This window comes from Stenotrophomonas lacuserhaii (assembly GCF_039674585.1).
GTDB classification, from domain to species: Bacteria; Pseudomonadota; Gammaproteobacteria; order Xanthomonadales; family Xanthomonadaceae; genus Stenotrophomonas; species Stenotrophomonas pennii_A.
Genome location: NZ_JBDJNU010000004.1, coordinates 137,295 through 154,319, shown reverse-complemented (window position 1 = coordinate 154,319; position 17,025 = coordinate 137,295). Strand labels below are relative to the sequence as shown.

Annotated in this window: 14 protein-coding genes; 9 read left to right on the top strand and 5 right to left on the bottom strand. The window is 66.4% G+C overall.

Translation table 11 applies throughout. From position 1 onward, the window contains the following. Positions 1–4: 4 nt before the first annotated feature. Genes ABE522_RS03035 through ABE522_RS03025 form a run of 3 tightly spaced genes read right to left on the bottom strand, consistent with a single transcriptional unit; the run spans position 5 to position 1,785 of the window. Complete coding sequence (locus tag ABE522_RS03035) at positions 5–637, bottom strand: YceI family protein (RefSeq protein ID WP_346590415.1); 633 nt, start codon at positions 635–637, stop codon at positions 5–7. 4 nt (positions 638–641) lie between these two features. Further along, on the bottom strand, positions 642–1,118 hold the full coding sequence (locus ABE522_RS03030; protein ID WP_346590414.1) for a SixA phosphatase family protein: 477 nt from the start codon (positions 1,116–1,118) through the stop codon (positions 642–644). Between the two features lie 34 nt (positions 1,119–1,152). Next, entirely contained in the window at positions 1,153–1,785 is a 633-nt protein-coding gene (locus tag ABE522_RS03025; protein ID WP_346590413.1) for a ParA family protein, read from the bottom strand. Between the two features lie 126 nt (positions 1,786–1,911). Between ABE522_RS03025 and ABE522_RS03020 the strand changes: the two genes are divergently transcribed. Beyond that, a complete protein-coding gene (locus ABE522_RS03020; protein WP_346590412.1) occupies positions 1,912–3,396 on the top strand; it encodes an AAA family ATPase in 1,485 nt (494 codons plus the stop codon). A gap of 48 nt (positions 3,397–3,444) precedes the next feature. On the opposite strand, the gene ABE522_RS03015 is transcribed toward ABE522_RS03020, so the two are convergent. Further along, the gene (locus tag ABE522_RS03015; protein WP_346590411.1) at positions 3,445–4,080 is read right to left on the bottom strand and encodes a tetratricopeptide repeat protein; all 636 of its coding nucleotides are present in this window, start codon (positions 4,078–4,080) and stop codon (positions 3,445–3,447) included. 163 nt (positions 4,081–4,243) lie between these two features. Here ABE522_RS03015 and ABE522_RS03010 point away from each other — a divergent pair, with 163 nt between their 5' ends. The 3 genes from ABE522_RS03010 (at position 4,244) to ABE522_RS03000 (ending at position 9,842) form a co-directional block, all read left to right on the top strand. Next, complete coding sequence (locus ABE522_RS03010; protein WP_346590410.1) at positions 4,244–7,933, top strand: indolepyruvate ferredoxin oxidoreductase family protein; 3,690 nt, start codon at positions 4,244–4,246, stop codon at positions 7,931–7,933. 106 nt (positions 7,934–8,039) lie between these two features. Next, positions 8,040–8,534: a helix-turn-helix transcriptional regulator gene (locus ABE522_RS03005; protein WP_346590409.1), complete on the top strand. Its 495-nt coding sequence runs from the start codon at positions 8,040–8,042 to the stop codon at positions 8,532–8,534. An 18-nt stretch (positions 8,535–8,552) separates the two neighbouring features. Further along, entirely contained in the window at positions 8,553–9,842 is a 1,290-nt protein-coding gene (locus tag ABE522_RS03000; RefSeq protein ID WP_346590408.1) for a type II toxin-antitoxin system HipA family toxin, read from the top strand. Here ABE522_RS03000 and ABE522_RS02995 read toward each other — a convergent pair whose 3' ends face one another. After that, a complete protein-coding gene (locus ABE522_RS02995) occupies positions 9,843–10,460 on the bottom strand; it encodes a DUF938 domain-containing protein (protein WP_346590407.1) in 618 nt (205 codons plus the stop codon). 124 nt (positions 10,461–10,584) lie between these two features. On the opposite strand from ABE522_RS02995, the gene ABE522_RS02990 reads away from it, so the two are divergent. From ABE522_RS02990 to ABE522_RS02970, 5 genes are all read left to right on the top strand, one after another. After that, positions 10,585–12,216: a TldD/PmbA family protein gene (locus ABE522_RS02990; protein WP_346590439.1), complete on the top strand. Its 1,632-nt coding sequence runs from the start codon at positions 10,585–10,587 to the stop codon at positions 12,214–12,216. Positions 12,217–12,249: 33 nt separating this feature from the next. Next, on the top strand, positions 12,250–13,884 hold the full coding sequence (locus ABE522_RS02985) for a TldD/PmbA family protein (RefSeq protein ID WP_346590406.1): 1,635 nt from the start codon (positions 12,250–12,252) through the stop codon (positions 13,882–13,884). Positions 13,885–13,905: 21 nt separating this feature from the next. Next, positions 13,906–15,240, top strand: a complete 1,335-nt coding sequence (locus ABE522_RS02980; RefSeq protein WP_346590405.1) for a TldD/PmbA family protein — start codon at positions 13,906–13,908, stop codon at positions 15,238–15,240. 76 nt (positions 15,241–15,316) lie between these two features. Continuing rightward, positions 15,317–15,991, top strand: a complete 675-nt coding sequence (locus ABE522_RS02975) for a DUF4159 domain-containing protein (RefSeq protein WP_346590438.1) — start codon at positions 15,317–15,319, stop codon at positions 15,989–15,991. Between the two features lie 49 nt (positions 15,992–16,040). Next, positions 16,041–17,024, top strand: a complete 984-nt coding sequence (locus ABE522_RS02970; protein ID WP_346590404.1) for an AAA family ATPase — start codon at positions 16,041–16,043, stop codon at positions 17,022–17,024. Position 17,025: the final 1 nt, after the last annotated feature.

Sequence of the window (17,025 nt, the reverse complement as noted above, 5' to 3'; positions counted from 1 at the left end):
GGATTCACGGTTTCGGCGCCTCGCTCAGGCGCGCTCGCAATACGAAGGTCACTCGATCACTCAGGGCAAGCTGCCAGTTGTCCATGCCGTAGCGGCCCCGCAGGACGGTCCCACGGCTGACGACATCGCAATCATAGCCGGGTCTGGCGCATTCCGCCTTTTCCACCCGCAGCGTTTCCGGATGGCTGACTCCCCGCAGCATCAGGCGGCCTTCGATGTCTCCGCCCTGGTCCACCCGGGCGGGGTCGTAGGGCAAGGAGTCGAACTCCACGACCGGATGGCGGGCCGCATCGAAGAACTCTTCCCCGCGCATCCAGCCGGTATAGCGTGGCTTGCCGGGGATTTCCACCGAGCGGGTGTACATCTTCAGGTGGACCTGGTGGCGCCCATCGGACAGCACCTCGATGCGGCCTTCGAAATGCGGAAAGCTGCCTTCGATGCGCTGTCCCAGCCGGCTGCGTACTTCGAAACCCAGCCGCGAGCGCTGCGTATCCAGCACCAGCGGCGCGCGATGCACGACCTGCACCGCCGGCAACGCGGCAGGCGGCGCCAGCAGCGGCGCCAGCGCCGGCCGTGCTGCCAGCGTTCCCGGACCAATCGCCAATGCGAGCAGCAGCCCCCTCTGCCACGCGTTCATCGGATCACGGCCACCAGAATGCGTTGAGGCTGGCGACGCCGGGTTCGATCTTGGCTTCCTTGGGGAACTGCAGCACCGCGATACCGGCCGGTGGCATGCCGCGGTAGTCACTGGTCTCGCCCGTGTTCAACAGGGCGACCAGACGCTCTAGGCCGGGATTATGGCCGACGATCATCAGCCGTTCGACGTCGTTGCGGTCGTCGACCAGGCCGATCAGGGTGCCGGGCGTGGCGTCGTACACCTGGTCTTCCAGCTTGTGTTCGAAGAAGCCGGTGATGCCGACCACCGCCTCCAGGGTTTCGCGGGTACGCCGGGCCGGTGAACAGAGCACGCAATCAGGCTGCAGGTTGTTGTCCTTGAGCCACTTGCCGGCCGCTTCGGCTTCGGCAAGTCCAACCGCCGAAAGGGGCCGGTCGAGGTCGGCCTGGCCGGTGCCGGCCGGTTCGGCGTGGGCGTGGCGAAGCAGGATCAGTTCACGCATCGGAGTCTTCCATTGGATGAGGGGTACAAGCGGCTCATGCCTTGTCCAGCCATTTCAGCAGGGGTTCCCAGTCAGCCTGGTGTTCGCGGACCTGGGCGGAACGGTAGTCGAACAGGCTGCGTCCCAGCCCGGTCATCACCACGTAGCTCTGGCTGTCACGCAGCTGCGCCACCACCGGGTAAGGCCAGCCGGACAGCATCTGGATGGCCTGCTGCGAGGTCTGGGTCCAGGGTTTGGTGCGGTTGAGCACCAGCCCGACCGGCAGCCTGCGGTTGTGCACCCGGGCCACCTTGGACAGGCTGTTGAGGAAGCCGACGATGGCTTCGATGTCCAGCGCGGAGGGCAGCACCGGCACCACCACGGCATCGGCGGCGTCGAGGAAATGCAGGATATCGTCGGCCAACGCACCGGCCGGCGCATCGATGACCACCGTTTCGGTGCCATCGGGGAGCTTCTGCGCCCACTGCTTCTTCTTGTGCACGTCGATCGGCAGCACCGCGCTTTCCAGCTCGGAACGGCGCTGTGCCCAGCGGGTGCTGGAGCCCTGCGGGTCGGCGTCGGCAATCACCGTGCGCCGCCCCTGCAGTGCCGCATGCGCGGCCAGGTGGGTGGCAACGGTGGTCTTGCCCACCCCACCCTTGGAACCGGCCACCAGGATGGTCTTCATGCAGGCCTCGCTTCCGGGAGAACGTTGGCCGAGCGTACACCGGTGCAGGTGAGGGGGATAGTCGCGCGGCTGAACCACCGGAGCCTCGCCTTTGTTATCGTGGCGCCCCCGAAGGATCGAACCGGCATGAGCGAACTGCAGGACCTCAGCGCGCTGATACGCGCCAATACGCCCCTGATCGTGATCGAGACCCAGGACGAGGGCCGGATCATCGAACTGTTCCGGCAGACCCTGCTGCAGGTATGGCGGGCACTGCATCGCTGGTCGATCACCGAAGGCCTGCGCCGCATCGACCTGGAACGCGAGGACGATGCGGTCGGCCCACCCGATGCCAGCGCGGCGCTGCAGATGATCCAGCAGGCCGACCAGCGCGGCATCTACCTGTTGCTCGATTTCCACCCCTACCTGGGCTACGCCAGCCACCAGCGGGCGCTGCGCGATATCATCCAGCGCCGCCACAGCGAGCCGCACGTGCTGGTGCTGATCGGCGCGAAAGTCGCCCTGCCGCCCGAGCTGGAAGCACTGGCAACGCGATTCAACCCGCGCCTGCCCGACGCCAATGCGTTGCTGAAGATGCTGCGCGAGGAAGCGGCCGGTTACGCGCGCGAGCACGGCGGCCGCCGCGTCGAGGTGGACAGCGAGGCGGTGAAGAAGATCCTGCGCAACCTGCAGGGCCTGAGCCTGGTCGATGCGCGACGGATCGCCCGCCAGCTGATCTATGCCGACGGCGCGCTGGGCGACGATGACCTGCCGCAGCTGGCGCGGCTGAAGTTCGAGCTGCTCAACCGCAGCGGCCACCTGGTATACGAGTACGACACCGCGCGCTTTGCCGACGTGGCCGGTGCCAACCGTCTCAAGCGCTGGGTCAACCAGCGCCGGATCGTCTTCCTGGCCGGCGCGGCACCGGCCGGCCTGGATCCGCCGCGCGGCATGCTGCTGCTGGGCGTGCAGGGCTGCGGCAAATCGATGCTGGCCAAGGCGACCGCCGCCGGTTTCGGTGTCCCGTTGCTGCGCATGGACGTGGGCGCGCTGTACAACAAGTACCACGGCGAAACCGAGTCCAACCTGCGCCAGGCGCTGGCATCGGCCGAGCAGCTGGCGCCGTGCGTATTGTGGATCGACGAGATAGAAAAGGGCCTGGCGACCGGCGGCGAAGACGGCGGCGTATCACGCCGGGTGCTGGGCACGCTGCTGACCTGGATGGCCGAGCGCAAGGCAGCGGTCTTCATCGTGGCCACCGCCAACCAGGTGCACGAACTGCCCGCCGAACTGCTGCGCAAGGGCCGCTTCGACGAGATCTTCTTCGTCGACCTGCCCGGCCCGGACGTACGCGTGGAACTGCTGCGCCTGCACCTGGCACGTCGTCAGTTGAATGCCGATGATTTCGCGCTGCCGGCGTTGGCGGCCGCGGCGGATGGTTTTTCCGGCGCGGAAATCGAACAGGCCATCGTCGCCGGCCTGTACGCCGCGCATGCCGACCAGCGGGCGCTGGACACCGACGTGCTGATGGCGGAAATCCGCGGCAGCCGCCCGCTGTCGGTGCTGATGGCCGAACAGGTCCAGGCGCTGCGCGAGTGGGCCGCAGCGCGCACGGTCAATGCCGACGATTGAAGCCGGGGGCCGGGCTTGCCATCAGGCGGCCCGGCGCGGCATGCCCGCTCACGGCCACTTCGGTGGCTGCGCGGCCCAGGCCTGCTGTACCTGCGCCAGCGTGGCGCGCTCGCTGTCGCGCCAGGTCGGCAACAGGTTCGGGTAGTTCGTCGACGTGCTCCACTGGCCGGGTTCGGTGCGGACGGCGGCGGCATACCACTTGACCGCTTCCTCCTTCTGCCCGAGCTCCCACAGGGCCAGTGCGTAGGTCGGCGGGATCCACGATGGGTTGCCGCGCAATGCGCTGGCGGCGGCATGCCACTGCTCCAGCGCCGCCTCAGCCTGGCCCTGGCGGAACAGGTCCCAGCCATGGCTCCAGCGCACCATCCGGCCCGACGGCGAATTGGCCGCAGTGGCCTGCAGCGCTTCGGTGTAGAGCTGCTGGCCAAGTTCGGTGCGCCCCTGCGCGATGGCCACACCGGCCAGCTGCACGGTCGCCTCGAGCGACTTGCGCCCGCGTTCGCGCTGGCGCAGCAGCTGGCTGACCAGCTCATCGCCCTCGGCCTGGACCACCACCACCGGAACGGCAGCGGGATCAGGATCGAAATAGAACTCCTGCGGCGCAGGCAGGAGGGGGGCAGCCCATGCAGCGGCTGTCCCCGACACCAGCACCAGGCTGGCAAGGAACTGTCTAACAAGTGACATCGATTTTTCCCCAGGTTGAAACAACAACCTCCCACTTCCTGATCCTAACCGCAGTGCGGTACCAGAAGCGAGTACCGGCCGACGACGGGGCCACTGTTACAATCCGCGCCCTCCGGTCCTGCGCCAGCGCGGCCGGCGCCAGCCGATCCGAACCAGGCCAGCCATGACCAGTACCGCCCAGCTCACCTCTCCCGATTCCGCCGACCAGCTCGACCGCGACTACACGCTCGACCACAAGTACGCGCGCGAAACCGGGCGGATCTACCTGAGCGGCGTGCAGGCGCTGGTCCGGCTGCCGCTGATGCAGCGGCTGCGCGATGCCGCCGCCGGCATCGACAGTGCGGGCTTCATCAGCGGCTACCGTGGCAGCCCGCTGGGCGGCTTCGACCTGGAACTGTGGCGCGCGCGCCAACATCTGGAGGCGGCCAGGGTGAAGTTCACCCCCGGCCTGAACGAGGATCTCGGCGCGACCATGGTGTGGGGCACGCAGCAGACCAACCTGTTCCCGGGTGCCAAGATGCAGGGCGTGTTCGGCATGTGGTACGGCAAGGGGCCGGGCGTGGACCGCTGTGGCGACGTCTTCAAGCATGCGAACGCAGCCGGCACCTCGCGCCTGGGCGGCGTGCTGGCGCTGGCCGCCGATGACCATGCCTGCCGCAGTTCCACCCTGCCGCATGGAAGCGAGGACGAGTTCGTCAGCGCGATGATGCCGGTGCTGAACCCGGCCGGTGTGCAGGACATCCTGGACATGGGCGTGCTGGGGTGGGCGATGAGCCGCTACACCGGGCGCTGGATCGGCTTCAAGACCATCGCCGAGACGGTGGAATCGTCGGCATCGGTGGACGTGGACCCGCTGGCACGGCGCATCGTGCTGCCCGAAGACTTCGAGATGCCGGCCGGTGGCCTCAACATCCGCTGGCCGGACCCGCCGCTGGACCAGGAAATGCGCCTGCACCGCTATGCGGTCAAGGCCGCGCAGGCATTCGCGCGTGCCAACGGCATCGACCGCACCGTGCTGGATTCACCGCGCGCGCGGCTGGGCATCGTCACCACCGGCAAGAGCTACCTGGACGTGTTGCAGGCGCTGGAATACCTGGGCCTGGACGAGGCGGCCTGCGCCGATATCGGCATCCGCGTGTACAAGGTCGGCATGACCTGGCCGCTGGAACCGCAGGGCATCGCCCGCTTCGCGCAGGGGCTGGAAGACATCATCGTGGTGGAAGAGAAGCGTGCCTTCATCGAGCGCCAGATGAAGGAGCAGTTCTTCAACTGGCCGGCCAGCTGGGGCCCGCGGCCATCCATCGTCGGCAAGTACGACGAGGAAGGCGAGTGGATCCTGCCGTCCACCGGCGAGCTGACCCCGGCCACCATCGCCGGGGTGATCGGCCGGCGCATCCAGAAATTCTTCAACAACGAGTCCATCGAGCAGCGCCTGCAGTGGATGCAGGAAAAGGAAGCGGAGCTTGCGCTGCCGCGCGCAAACTTCCCGCGCGTGCCGCATTACTGCTCCGGCTGCCCGCACAACACCTCCACCACCGTGCCGGAAGGCTCGCGCGCGCTGGGCGGCATCGGTTGCCATTACATGGTGACCTGGATGGACCGCAGCACCGACACCTTCACCCACATGGGGGGCGAAGGGGTGACCTGGGCCGGCCAGGCCGCCTTCACCGACACCCCGCACGTGTTCCAGAACCTGGGCGATGGCACGTACTTCCACAGTGGCTCGCTGGCGATCCGCCAATCAGTCGCCGCCGGGGTCAACATCACCTACAAGATCCTCTACAACGACGCGGTGGCGATGACCGGCGGGCAGCCGGTGGACGGCCCGCTCAGCGTGCCGGACATCGCCCGGCAGATGCGCGCCGAAGGCATCCAGACCATCGTGGTGCTGTCGGACACCATCGACAAATGGACCCGGCAGCGCGACCAGTTCCCGGACGGCGTGGCCTTCCATGACCGCAGCGCGCTGGATGCGGTGCAGAAGCAGCTGCGCGAGGTGAAGGGCGTTTCGATCCTGGTCTACGAGCAGACCTGCGCGACCGAAAAGCGCCGCCGGCGCAAGCGCGGCAAGCTGGAAGACCCGGCCAAGCGGGTGGTGATCAACTCGCTGGTGTGCGAAGGCTGCGGCGACTGTGGCAAGAAGAGTTTCTGCGTATCGGTGCTGCCGAAGGAGACCGAGTTCGGGCGCAAGCGCGATATCGACCAGTCCAACTGCAACAAGGATTATTCCTGCACCACCGGCTTCTGCCCGAGCTTCGTCACCGTGCACGGCGGCAAGCCGCGCAAGGGCAGCAAGCGCGATGCGTCCCCCCTGCTGGACAACCTGCCGGCACCTCCGCTGCGGACCGCGCTGGAACAGCCCTGGAACATCCTGATCACCGGCGTCGGGGGTACCGGCGTGGTGACCATCGGCGCGCTGCTGGGCATGGCCGGGCACCTGGAGGGCAAGGGCTCTTCGGTGCTGGACCAGACCGGCCTGGCGCAGAAGGGCGGTGCGGTCACCACCCACATCCGCATTGCACGCACCCCGGCCGACATCCATGCCGTGCGCATCGCCGCCGGCGAAGCCGACCTGGTGCTGGGCTGCGACATGGTGGTGGTCAACGATTACTGGGCGCTGTCCAAAGTGCGCGCCGGTCGCACCCAGGTGGTGCTCAACACCTATGAAGCGATGCCGGGCAGCTTCACCACCCGGCCGGACATGCAGTTCCCCGCCGCCGACATCGTGGCCGGCATCCGCGTGGCGCTGGGCGGCGAATCGCCGCTGCTGCTGGACGCCACCCAGCTGGCCACCGCGCTGCTGGGCGATGCGATCGCCGCCAACCTGTTCATCCTGGGCTACGCGTGGCAGCAGGGCCTGGTGCCGCTGTCCTTCGATGCGCTGATGCGCGCCATTGAGCTCAACGGCGCGGCCGTGGCGATGAACCAGCAAGCCTTTGCCTGGGGCCGCCTGGCCGCGGTCGACCCGCACGCTGTGCAGCAGGCCGCAGGCCTGGTCCGCAACGGCCACACCTCGGCCGAAACCACGCCGGGTCCGTTGCACGCGTTGCCGCCGGGCGAATGGGAAAGCACCGAATGGGGCGCCACCACCGCACCGCGCAACAGCAGTGACGAACGCGAGCTGCGTGGCCTGCCCGGGCACGCCGGCGATGACGTGGCGTTCCTGCCGCTCGACGATGCCCGCTTGTCGCGTTCGCTGGACGAGATGATCACGCGCCGCGCCGCGTTCCTGGTCGCCTACCAGGACCAGGCCTATGCAGACCGCTACCGCAGCCTGGTCGATCGCGTGCGCAAAAGCGAACAGGACACGCTGGGCGGCTCCACCGCGCTGACCGAAACCGTGGCCCGCTACCTGTTCAAGCTGATGGCCTACAAGGACGAGTACGAAGTGGCGCGGCTGTATACCAGCGGCGATTTCCAGCGCCGCCTGCAGCAGCAGTTCGAAGGCGATTACCAGCTGCGCTTCCATCTGGCCCCGCCGCTGTTCGCGAAAAAGGATGCGCAGGGTCGCCTGATCAAGAAGGAATACGGCCCGTGGATGCTGAAGGCGTTCGGCGTGCTGGCCAAGCTGAAGTTCCTGCGCGGCGGCCGCCTGGACCCGTTCGGCCGCACCGCCGAGCGCGTCGGCGAACGCCGGTTGATCGCCGATTACGAGGCCACCGTGCAACTGCTGCTGGACGGCCTGGATGACCACCGGCTTGCGCTGGCGGTGGAGATCGCCAGCATTCCCGAGCACATCCGCGGCTACGGCCACGTCAAGGAAGCGCACCTGGAGAGGGCCAAGGCACGCGAGGCGACCTTGCTGGCACAGTGGAACAACCCGCGGGCGCTGCATATCGTTCAGGTGGCTTGAAGCAGACTTGGGGACACCTGCCTCAATGTGTACGATCAATTACATTCGTAGAAAGTGAACGAACAATCACTTTTACAAAATGTGAGCTTTCGCTTACCTTTGCGTCATGGCGATTGTCCGCACCCCTGATGATCTCGGGCACCTGATCCGGCAACGTCGCAAGGCGTTGTCATGGGATCAGGCGACGCTGGCTCATCGGGTGGGGGTCAGCAGGCGCTGGATCATCGAGATCGAAAAAGGCAAACCGGCCGCAGCACTCAATCTGGTGCTCAGGACACTCAACGTCCTTGGCCTGCAGCTCGATGCGGCATCGTCTGACGCGGAATCCGGATCCGTCCAGCGCTCGTCGGGTGCCGTCCTGCAGTTGCCGGACATCGATCAGATCATTTCCCGGCGCAGGGTCCAGCCTGCGGCGAGGGTAATGGGCACCACTGCTCGTGGATCAGGACCGGAACAAGGAACGACACGGGGTGCGAGCGTGCGTGCACCCTCTGCCACCTACCGTGTCGACGGCACCGATGCCCCCGCAGAGAGAAGCGTGACCGATCTGGTCAACGGATGGCTGGCGAAAACCACGCCGGCGAAGCCTTCGCCAAAGTAAGACACCGCGGAGAATAGCGTGGCACTGAATGTCCTTCTTTCCGGCGTCGTCGCCGGAACATTGAGTACCGATGCGCATGGGCATCCGACCTTCCAGTACGACAGGGGATGGCTCGATACTCCGGGGGCGTACCCGCTCTCCCTGAGTCTGCCGCTGCTCGGCACCCGATTCGCGCATGAAGATGTTTCTGCGTTCCTGTGGGGCCTGTTGCCTGACAACGAAGATCTGCTTCAACGCTGGGGATCCTACTTCCAGGTGTCGCCGAGAAATCCAGCCGCGCTTCTCGCCCATGTCGGGGAGGACTGTGCGGGAGCGGTACAGTTCGTACGCGACGATCGCCTGGTTGCCATCCAGAGTGGAACTGATGATGCGGTCGTCGACCTTTCCGATGCCGAACTCTCGGCGCGTCTGTCCGCCCTCAGGAAGACGCGCGGCGTCGGCATGATCTCAGACGAGGTAGGGCAGTTCAGCCTCGCTGGTGCCCAATCCAAGATCGCGCTGATGCAGCGCGCGGACGGTGGCTGGGCCATTCCCAGCGGTCGCGTGCCGACAACCCACATCCTCAAGCCGCCGAGTGGCGACTACGACGGCTTTGTGGAGAATGAGATCTTCTGCTTGCGCCTGGCCCGTCATTTCGGCCTCGCTGCCGCACATGTCGAGAAGGTCACGGCGGGCACCGAATCAGCCATCTCGGTGGAACGCTACGACCGCGTCCTTGGGCAGGACAGGTGGCTACGTGTCCATCAGGAAGATTTCTGCCAATCACTGGCGATCACCCCGCACCTGAAATACCAGAGCCATGGCGGGCCGGGGCCGGCCGAGATTGCAGGTGTATTGTGGAAGCACTCTTCGCAACCGCAGGCTGACGTTGATGCGCTGATGCGGGCGCTCGTCTTCAACTATCTCATCGGCGGCACGGACGCGCACGCCAAGAACTATTCCGTGCTGTTCGGCGCCGATGGCAACGTCCGGTTGGCGCCTCTCTACGATATCTCCAGCGCGCTCCCCTATCCCGGGCTCCAGCAACGAAAGATCAAGATGGCCATGAAGATCGGAAGCCATTACCGGTGGTGGGATATCCGCCTGCAGGATTGGCAAAGTACGGCGGTGTCGATGAATCTGGATCCTGCGGCAACGCTGCACATGCTCGCAACCATGGCCGCCAGGCTCCCCGGGGAAGCCCACGAGGTCAACCTGCAACTGAGAGCCGAGGGCCCGGGGCATGCTGTTGTGGATCGGCTTGTCCAGGAACTCCACCTCGCGAGCGCACGCCTGCTGGCGAAGTTCAAGGTCAGCCCCGACGCCTGATCACCCCATCCGCCATAGCAGCAACCGGTTGTTGGCCGGCATCGGCAGATCGGCCAGCGCGACGAACCCCTGTGCCACCGCCAGCGCCTGCACCGCCTCACCATCGCGGATGCCGCTGCGCGGATCACGCGCCTTCAGCCAGCCATCGAACTGGGCGTTGCTGTCACTGGTGAAGCGACCGCCGTGGTTGAAGGGGCCATACACCGCCAGCAGCGCGTCGCCTTCCAGCAGGGATGGCAGGCCGGCAAACAGCGCCTGTACGTGGTCCCACCCCATGATGTGAAGGGTATTGGCACTGAACGCCGCATCGAAGCGCGCGGTCCCGGCCGGCACGGCCAGCGGCGGCGCCGGCGGCAGCTCGGCCTGCAGGGCGAACGGTGGCTGCAGGTTGGCCAGCCCGGCATCGTCCCGCCACGCGCGGATCCCCGCCAGGTGGTCCGGGTGGTCGCTGGGCTGCCACTGCAGCCAGGGCCAGCGCTGGGCGAAGTACGCGGCATGCTGGCCGGTGCCACTGCCGATCTCCAGCACGCAGCGGCGATCGGCCATGAACGGGTCCAGCGCGGCGGCGATCGGATCGCGGTTGCGCTCGCAGGCAAGGGAATACGGCTTTTCGGTCATGGTTCGTGACGAAAGTGGCAGAACGCCATTGTGCCTGTGACACGACCATGACTGCAGTCACTTGTGCCATTGCATGGCGCTGGCGAAAGTCGGGTGTCAACTGAGTGCACGTGGGGTGGTGGCAGTGCGACGTCGTGATTTCCTGGCCTTCACCGGCGCAGGCCTGGCCGGCCTGATGCTGCCGCATGGGCGATTGATCGCCGCCGAGCAGCTGCTCGAACCCGGTGACCCGGCGCTCGGCAAGCGCTTGGCCGATGCCGCGCTGCAGGCCGCACGCGGCGCCGGTGCCAGCTACTGCGACGTGCGCATCGGCCGTTACTTGAGCCAAGGCATCATCACCCGCGAACTCAATGTGGAGAACGTCACCAACAGTGAATCGGCCGGCGTCGGCGTGCGGGTGATCGTCGACGGCGCCTGGGGTTTCGCCGCCACCCACCAGCGCACGCCGGAACAGGTCGTGCAGGCGGTGGCGCAGGCGCTGGCCATCGCCCGTGCCAACGCGAAGGTGCAGACCCGCCGCGTTCAGCTGGCCGCCACGCCCGGCGTGGGCGAAGTCAGCTGGCGCACGCCGCTGAAGAAGAACGCGATGGCGGTGCCGGTGCAGGACAAGGTCGGCCTGCTGCTGGACATCAACGCCGCCGCGCTCGGCGCCGGCGCGGACTACTTCAATTCCACCCTGTTCCTGGTCAACGAACAGAAGTACTTCGCTTCCAGCGATGGTTCCTGGATCGACCAGGACGTGCACCGCATCTGGCTGCCCTTCACTGCCACCGCGGTGGACAAGGCCAGCGGCCGGTTCCGCACCCGCAATGGCCTGTCCGCGCCGATGGGCATGGGCTACGAGTTCCTCGACGGTGACCGCAGCGGGCGCTTCGAACTGCCGGGTGGGGTGGTCGGCTACGGCCAGTCCTACGACCCACGCGAAGACGCGCTGGCCGCCGCGCGCCAGGCCCGTGAAAAGCTCACCGCGCCTTCGGTCAAGGCCGGCAAGTACGACGTGGTGCTGGACCCGTCGAACCTGTTCCTGACCATCCACGAGAATGTCGGCCACCCGCTGGAACTGGACCGCGTGCTGGGTTACGAGGCGAACTACGCCGGCACCAGCTTCGCCACGCTGGACAAGCGCGATGCCGGCTTCCGCTGGGGCAGCGACATCGTCAACTTCACCGCCGACAAGACCCAGCCGGGCAGCCTCGGCGCGGTCGGCTACGACGACGAAGGGGTCAAGACCCAGCGCTGGGACCTGGTCCGCGACGGCATCCTGGTCGACTACCAGGCCACCCGCGATGAAGCGCACATCCTCGGCCGCGACGCATCGCATGGCTGCAGCTACGCTGATTCCTGGTCCAGCGTGCAGTTCCAGCGCATGGCCAACGTCTCGCTGGCGCCGGGCAAGGCGCCGCTGAGCGTGGCGGAGATGGTCAAGGACGTGGAGAACGGCCTGTATTTCCACGGCCGCGGCTCGTATTCCATCGACCAGCAGCGCTACAACGCGCAGTTCGGCGCCCAGCTCTGCTACCAGATCAAGGACGGACGCATCACCGGCATGGTCGAGGACGCGGCCTACCAGATCCGCACGCCGGAGTTCTGGAATGCCTGTTCGGCGATCTGCGACGAGCGCGATTTCCGCCTCGGCGGCTCGTTCTTCGACGGCAAGGGCCAGCCCTCGCAGGTTTCCGCGGTATCCCACGGTTCGTCCACCACCCGTTTCAACGGCATCAACATCATCAACACCGCGCGCAGTCTGGGCGCATGAGTCCTGTCCAACATCCACACGTGGAGAGCAGCCTTGCAACGACGTGACTTCCTCGCCCTCACCGGGCTTACCGCGGGCGGGCTGCTGGTGCCCTCCTTCTTCGGCAAGGCCATCGCCGCCGAACAACTGCAGACCGTGCTCGACCCGGCCTTGAAGAAGCGCCTGGCCGATGTCGCCCTGCAGGCCGCGCGCAGTGCCGGCGCCACCTACTGCGACGTGCGCATCGGCCGCTACCTGCGGCAGTTCGTGATCACCCGCGAAGACAAAGTGCAGAACGTGGTCAACACCGAGTCCACCGGCGTGGGCATCCGCGTGCTGGTCAACGGGGCCTGGGGCTTTGCGGCCACCAACCAGCTGGCCAGTGCGGACATCGCCAAGGCGGCGCAGCAGGCGGCGGGCATCGCACGCGCCAACGCCGGCATCCAGACCGCGCCGGTGCAGCTGGCTGCCGCCCCCGGCGTGGGCGAGGTGAGCTGGCGCACGCCGGTACGCCGCAACTCCATGGAAGTGCCGATCAAGGACAAGGTCGACCTGCTGCTGGACGTCAATGCGGCGGCGATCAACGCCGGCGCCAGCTTCGTCAATTCGATGATGTTCCTGGTCAACGAACAGAAGTACTTCGCCTCCACCGATGGGTCCTACATCGACCAGGACGTGCACCGCATCTGGGTGCCGATGACGATCACCGCCATCGACAAGGAAAGCGGCAAGTTCCGTACCCGCGAAGGCCTGTCCGCGCCGATGGGCATGGGCTACGAATACCTGGACGGGTCGGCCGCCGGCAAGGTGGTCACCCCCAACGGCGTGGTCAACTACTCCACGTCCTACGACATGAAGGAAGACGCCATCGCCTCGGCCAAGCAGGCGCGCGAGAAGCTCAAGGCGCCCTCGGTGAAGCCCGGCAAGTACGACCTGGTGCTGGATCCTTCGCACACCTGGCTGACCATCCACGAGTCGGTCGGCCATCCGCTGGAACTGGATCGCGTGCTCGGCTACGAAGCCAACTACGCCGGCACCAGCTTCGCCACGCTGGACAAGCGCGAACAGCGCTTCCAGTACGGCAGCGAGCTGGTCAACATCTTCGCCGACAAGACCCAGGAAGGCAGCCTGGGTGCGGTGGCGTACGACGACGAAGGCGTGAAGTGCAAGCGCTGGGACCTGATCAGCGACGGCAAGCTGGTGGACTACCAGACCATCCGCGACCAGGCCCACATCCTCGGCAAGACCGAATCCGATGGCTGCTGCTACGCCGATTCGTGGTCCAGCGTGCAGTTCCAGCGCATGGCCAACGTGTCCATGGCGCCGGGCAAGCAGAAGCTCAGCGTGGATGAGCTGATCAAGGACGTGGAGAACGGCATCTACATCATCGGTGACGGCTCGTTCTCGATCGACCAGCAACGCTACAACGCGCAGTTCGGTGGCCAGCTGTTCTACGAGATCAAGAACGGCAAGATCACCGGCATGCTGGAGGACGTGGCCTACCAGATCCGCACGCCGGAGTTCTGGAATGCCTGCAGCGCCGTCGCCGACGAGCGCGACTACCGCCTGGGTGGCTCGTTCTTCGATGGCAAGGGCCAGCCGGGCCAGGTCTCGGCGGTCTCGCACGGTTCGTCCACCGCCCGTTTCAATGGCATCAACGTCATCAACACCGCACGCAGCCTCGGCTGACCGGTCTGGAGCCCGAAACCCATGAGCATCTTCACCGAACAGCAGGCCAAGGCCATCCTCGACAAGGTCATCGCCCTGTCCAAGGCCGACGAGTGCACCGCGACCCTGGCCGGGTCCATCAACGGTAACATCCGTTTCGCGCTGAACAACATCTCCACCAGTGGCATCGTCAGTGATGCCTCGCTGGCCGTGGAAGTGGCCTTCGGCAAGCGCGTCGGCACCGCTTCGATCAACGAGTTCGACGATGCCGCGCTGGAACGCGTGGTGCGCCGTGCCGAAGACCTGGCGCGGCTTGCGCCGGAGAACCCGGAGTTCATCCCGGCCATCGGCAAGCAGGCCTATCGCCCGACCCCGACCTTCAGCGAATCCACCGGCGCCATCGATCCGGCATTCCGCGCCAAGGTCGCCGCTGATTCGATCCTGCCGTGCCGCCAGGCCGGCGTGATCGCGGCCGGCTTCCTGGAAGACGGCCACGGCTTCGTCGCCACCGCCAACAGCAACGGCAACTTCGGCTACCAGCGCACCAGCAGCTTCGACTACACCTGCACGGTGCGCACCGAAGACGGCCGCGGTTCCGGCTGGGTCGGTCGCAACCTGAAGGATGCAGCGGACTTCAAGGCCGACCAGGACGTGCGCATCGCCATGCGCAAGGCCACCGAATCGGCCGAAGCCAAGGCGCTGGAGCCGGGCAAGTACACGGTCATCCTGGAACCGGCCGCCGCCGCCGGACTGATCAGCTTCATGATGCGCTTCTTCGACGCGCGCTCTGCCGATGAAGGCCGCAGCTTCCTGTCCAAGAAGGGCGGTGGCAACAAGCTGGGCGAGCAGGTGTACGACCCGCGGGTCAACCTGCACGCCGATCCGTGGCACCCCGAAGCCCCGGTGCTGCCGTGGGATGACAACGGCATGCCGCGCGACAAGGTCGCCATCATCGAGAACGGCAAGATCGCCAACCTCGACTACTCGCGTTTCTGGGCACAGAAGCAGGGCAAGACCGCCAACGCGCGGCCGGGCAACCTGCTGATGAGCGGCGGCGACAAGAGCACGGCCGACCTGGTGCGCGGGACCCAGAGGGGCATCCTGGTCACCCGCACCTGGTACATCCGCATGGTCGATCCGCAGACCGTGCTGCTGACCGGCCTGACCCGCGACGGCACGTTCTACATCGAGAACGGGCAGATCAAGCATCCGGTGAAGAATTTCCGCTTCAACGAATCGCCGGTGATCATGCTCAACAACATCGATGAACTGGGCAAGCCGGTGCGCGTGGCCGGGGATGAGTCCAGCTTCGTGATGATGATCCCGCCGATGCGCCTGCGCGATTTCACCTTCACTTCGTTGTCCGACGCGGTCTGATGCCGCACTGGATCGGTAGCGACGGCCGCTGGCCGTCTGCAGGGACGGCGTGAACCGCGCGCAGTTCCTGCGTGCGATGCTCGGTGGCGCCGCGTTGGCGGCGCTGCCGGGCGTCGCCCGTGCCCAGGCGGGGCGCTACGATTTCTGGTTCACCCGGCTGAAATACGATTCCGGCGACTGGGACGTGGATGCGCGGATGCCGTCCAACCTGATCACCTCGCTGATCGATTACACCAGCCTGCGCGTGGACCCGAAGGAACACGTGCTGGACCTGTCCGACCCACGCATGCTGCAGGCACCGTTCTGCTACCTCGCCGGCCACAAGCTGGTGGAGTTCAATGCCGCCGAGCGCGAGAACTTCGTACGCTACGTACGCAACGGGGGCTTCGTGTTCGTGGATGACTGCAACCACGACATCGACGGTCTGTTCGCCAAGTCCTTCGAAGCGCAGATGGCCAGGCTGTTTGGCGCTTCGGCGTTGAAGAAGCTGCCCAACAACCACGCGCTGTACCGCAGTTTCTTCAGCTTCCCGGAGGGCCCGCCGGCCACCGGTTTCGAGTTGAATGGCTGGGGCGACGACCTGGTGCACGACTACCTCAAGGGCATCGAAGTGGACGGTCGCCTCGGCGTGCTCTACAGCAACAAGGATTACGGTTGCGAGTGGGACTACGACTGGCGCAACAAACGTTTCCTGGCCGAAGACAACACCCGCTTCGGCGTCAACATCGTGATGTATGCGTTGAACAACTGAGCATGGCCGGGCGCTGCCCGGCGTATCCCCCCACCTGACAGGCTTGACCATGACCGCCCCTGACCTTGATTCCCTGCTGCCGCGCCTGCAACAGCTGCGCGATGCGCTCGCCCAGGCCGTGGTCGGCCAGCACGAGGTGGTGGAGCAGCTGCTGATCGGCCTGCTGGCCGGTGGCCACTGCCTGCTGGAAGGCGCGCCCGGGCTGGGCAAGACCCTGCTGGTACGTTCGCTGGGGCAAGCACTGGAGCTGCAGTTCCGCCGCGTGCAGTTCACCCCGGACCTGATGCCCAGCGACATCCTGGGCACCGAGCTGCTGGAAGAAGACCATGGCACCGGCCACCGCCATTTCCGCTTCCAGAAAGGCCCCATCTTCACCAACCTGCTGCTGGCCGACGAACTGAACCGGACGCCGCCGAAGACCCAGGCCGCGTTGCTGGAGGCCATGCAGGAGCGCACCGTCAGCTACGCCGGAACGACCTACACGCTGCCGCAGCCGTTCTTCGTGCTGGCCACCCAGAACCCGATCGAACAGGCCGGTACCTACCCGCTGCCGGAGGCCCAGCTGGATCGCTTCCTGCTGCATGTGCGGGTGGATTACCCCAGCGAACAGGAAGAACAGGACATCCTGCGCCAGACCACCGGCAGCAGCAGCGGCAGTGTGCCGAAGGTGATGGATGCCGAGGCGGTGATCGCGCTGCAGGACGCGGTGCGCCAAGTGCACGTCAGCGACGACGTGCTGGCCTGGATCACCCGGCTGGTCCGCGCCAGCCGCCCGGGCGCGGCAGCACCGGCGGCGGTGAACCAGTGGATCAAATGGGGTGCCGGGCCGCGTGCCGGCCAGTCGCTGGTGCTGGCTGCCAAGGCCCGTGCGCTGCTGCAGGGCCGCTTTGCCGCGACCCGCGATGACGTGCAGGCGCTGGCCGCGCCGGTGATGCGCCACCGCCTGCTGTTGTCCTTCGCCGCCGAGGCCGAAGGCAAGGGCGCCGACGATGTGGTCGCTGCGTTGTTGCAGGCCGTGCCGTTCCCCGGCTGAC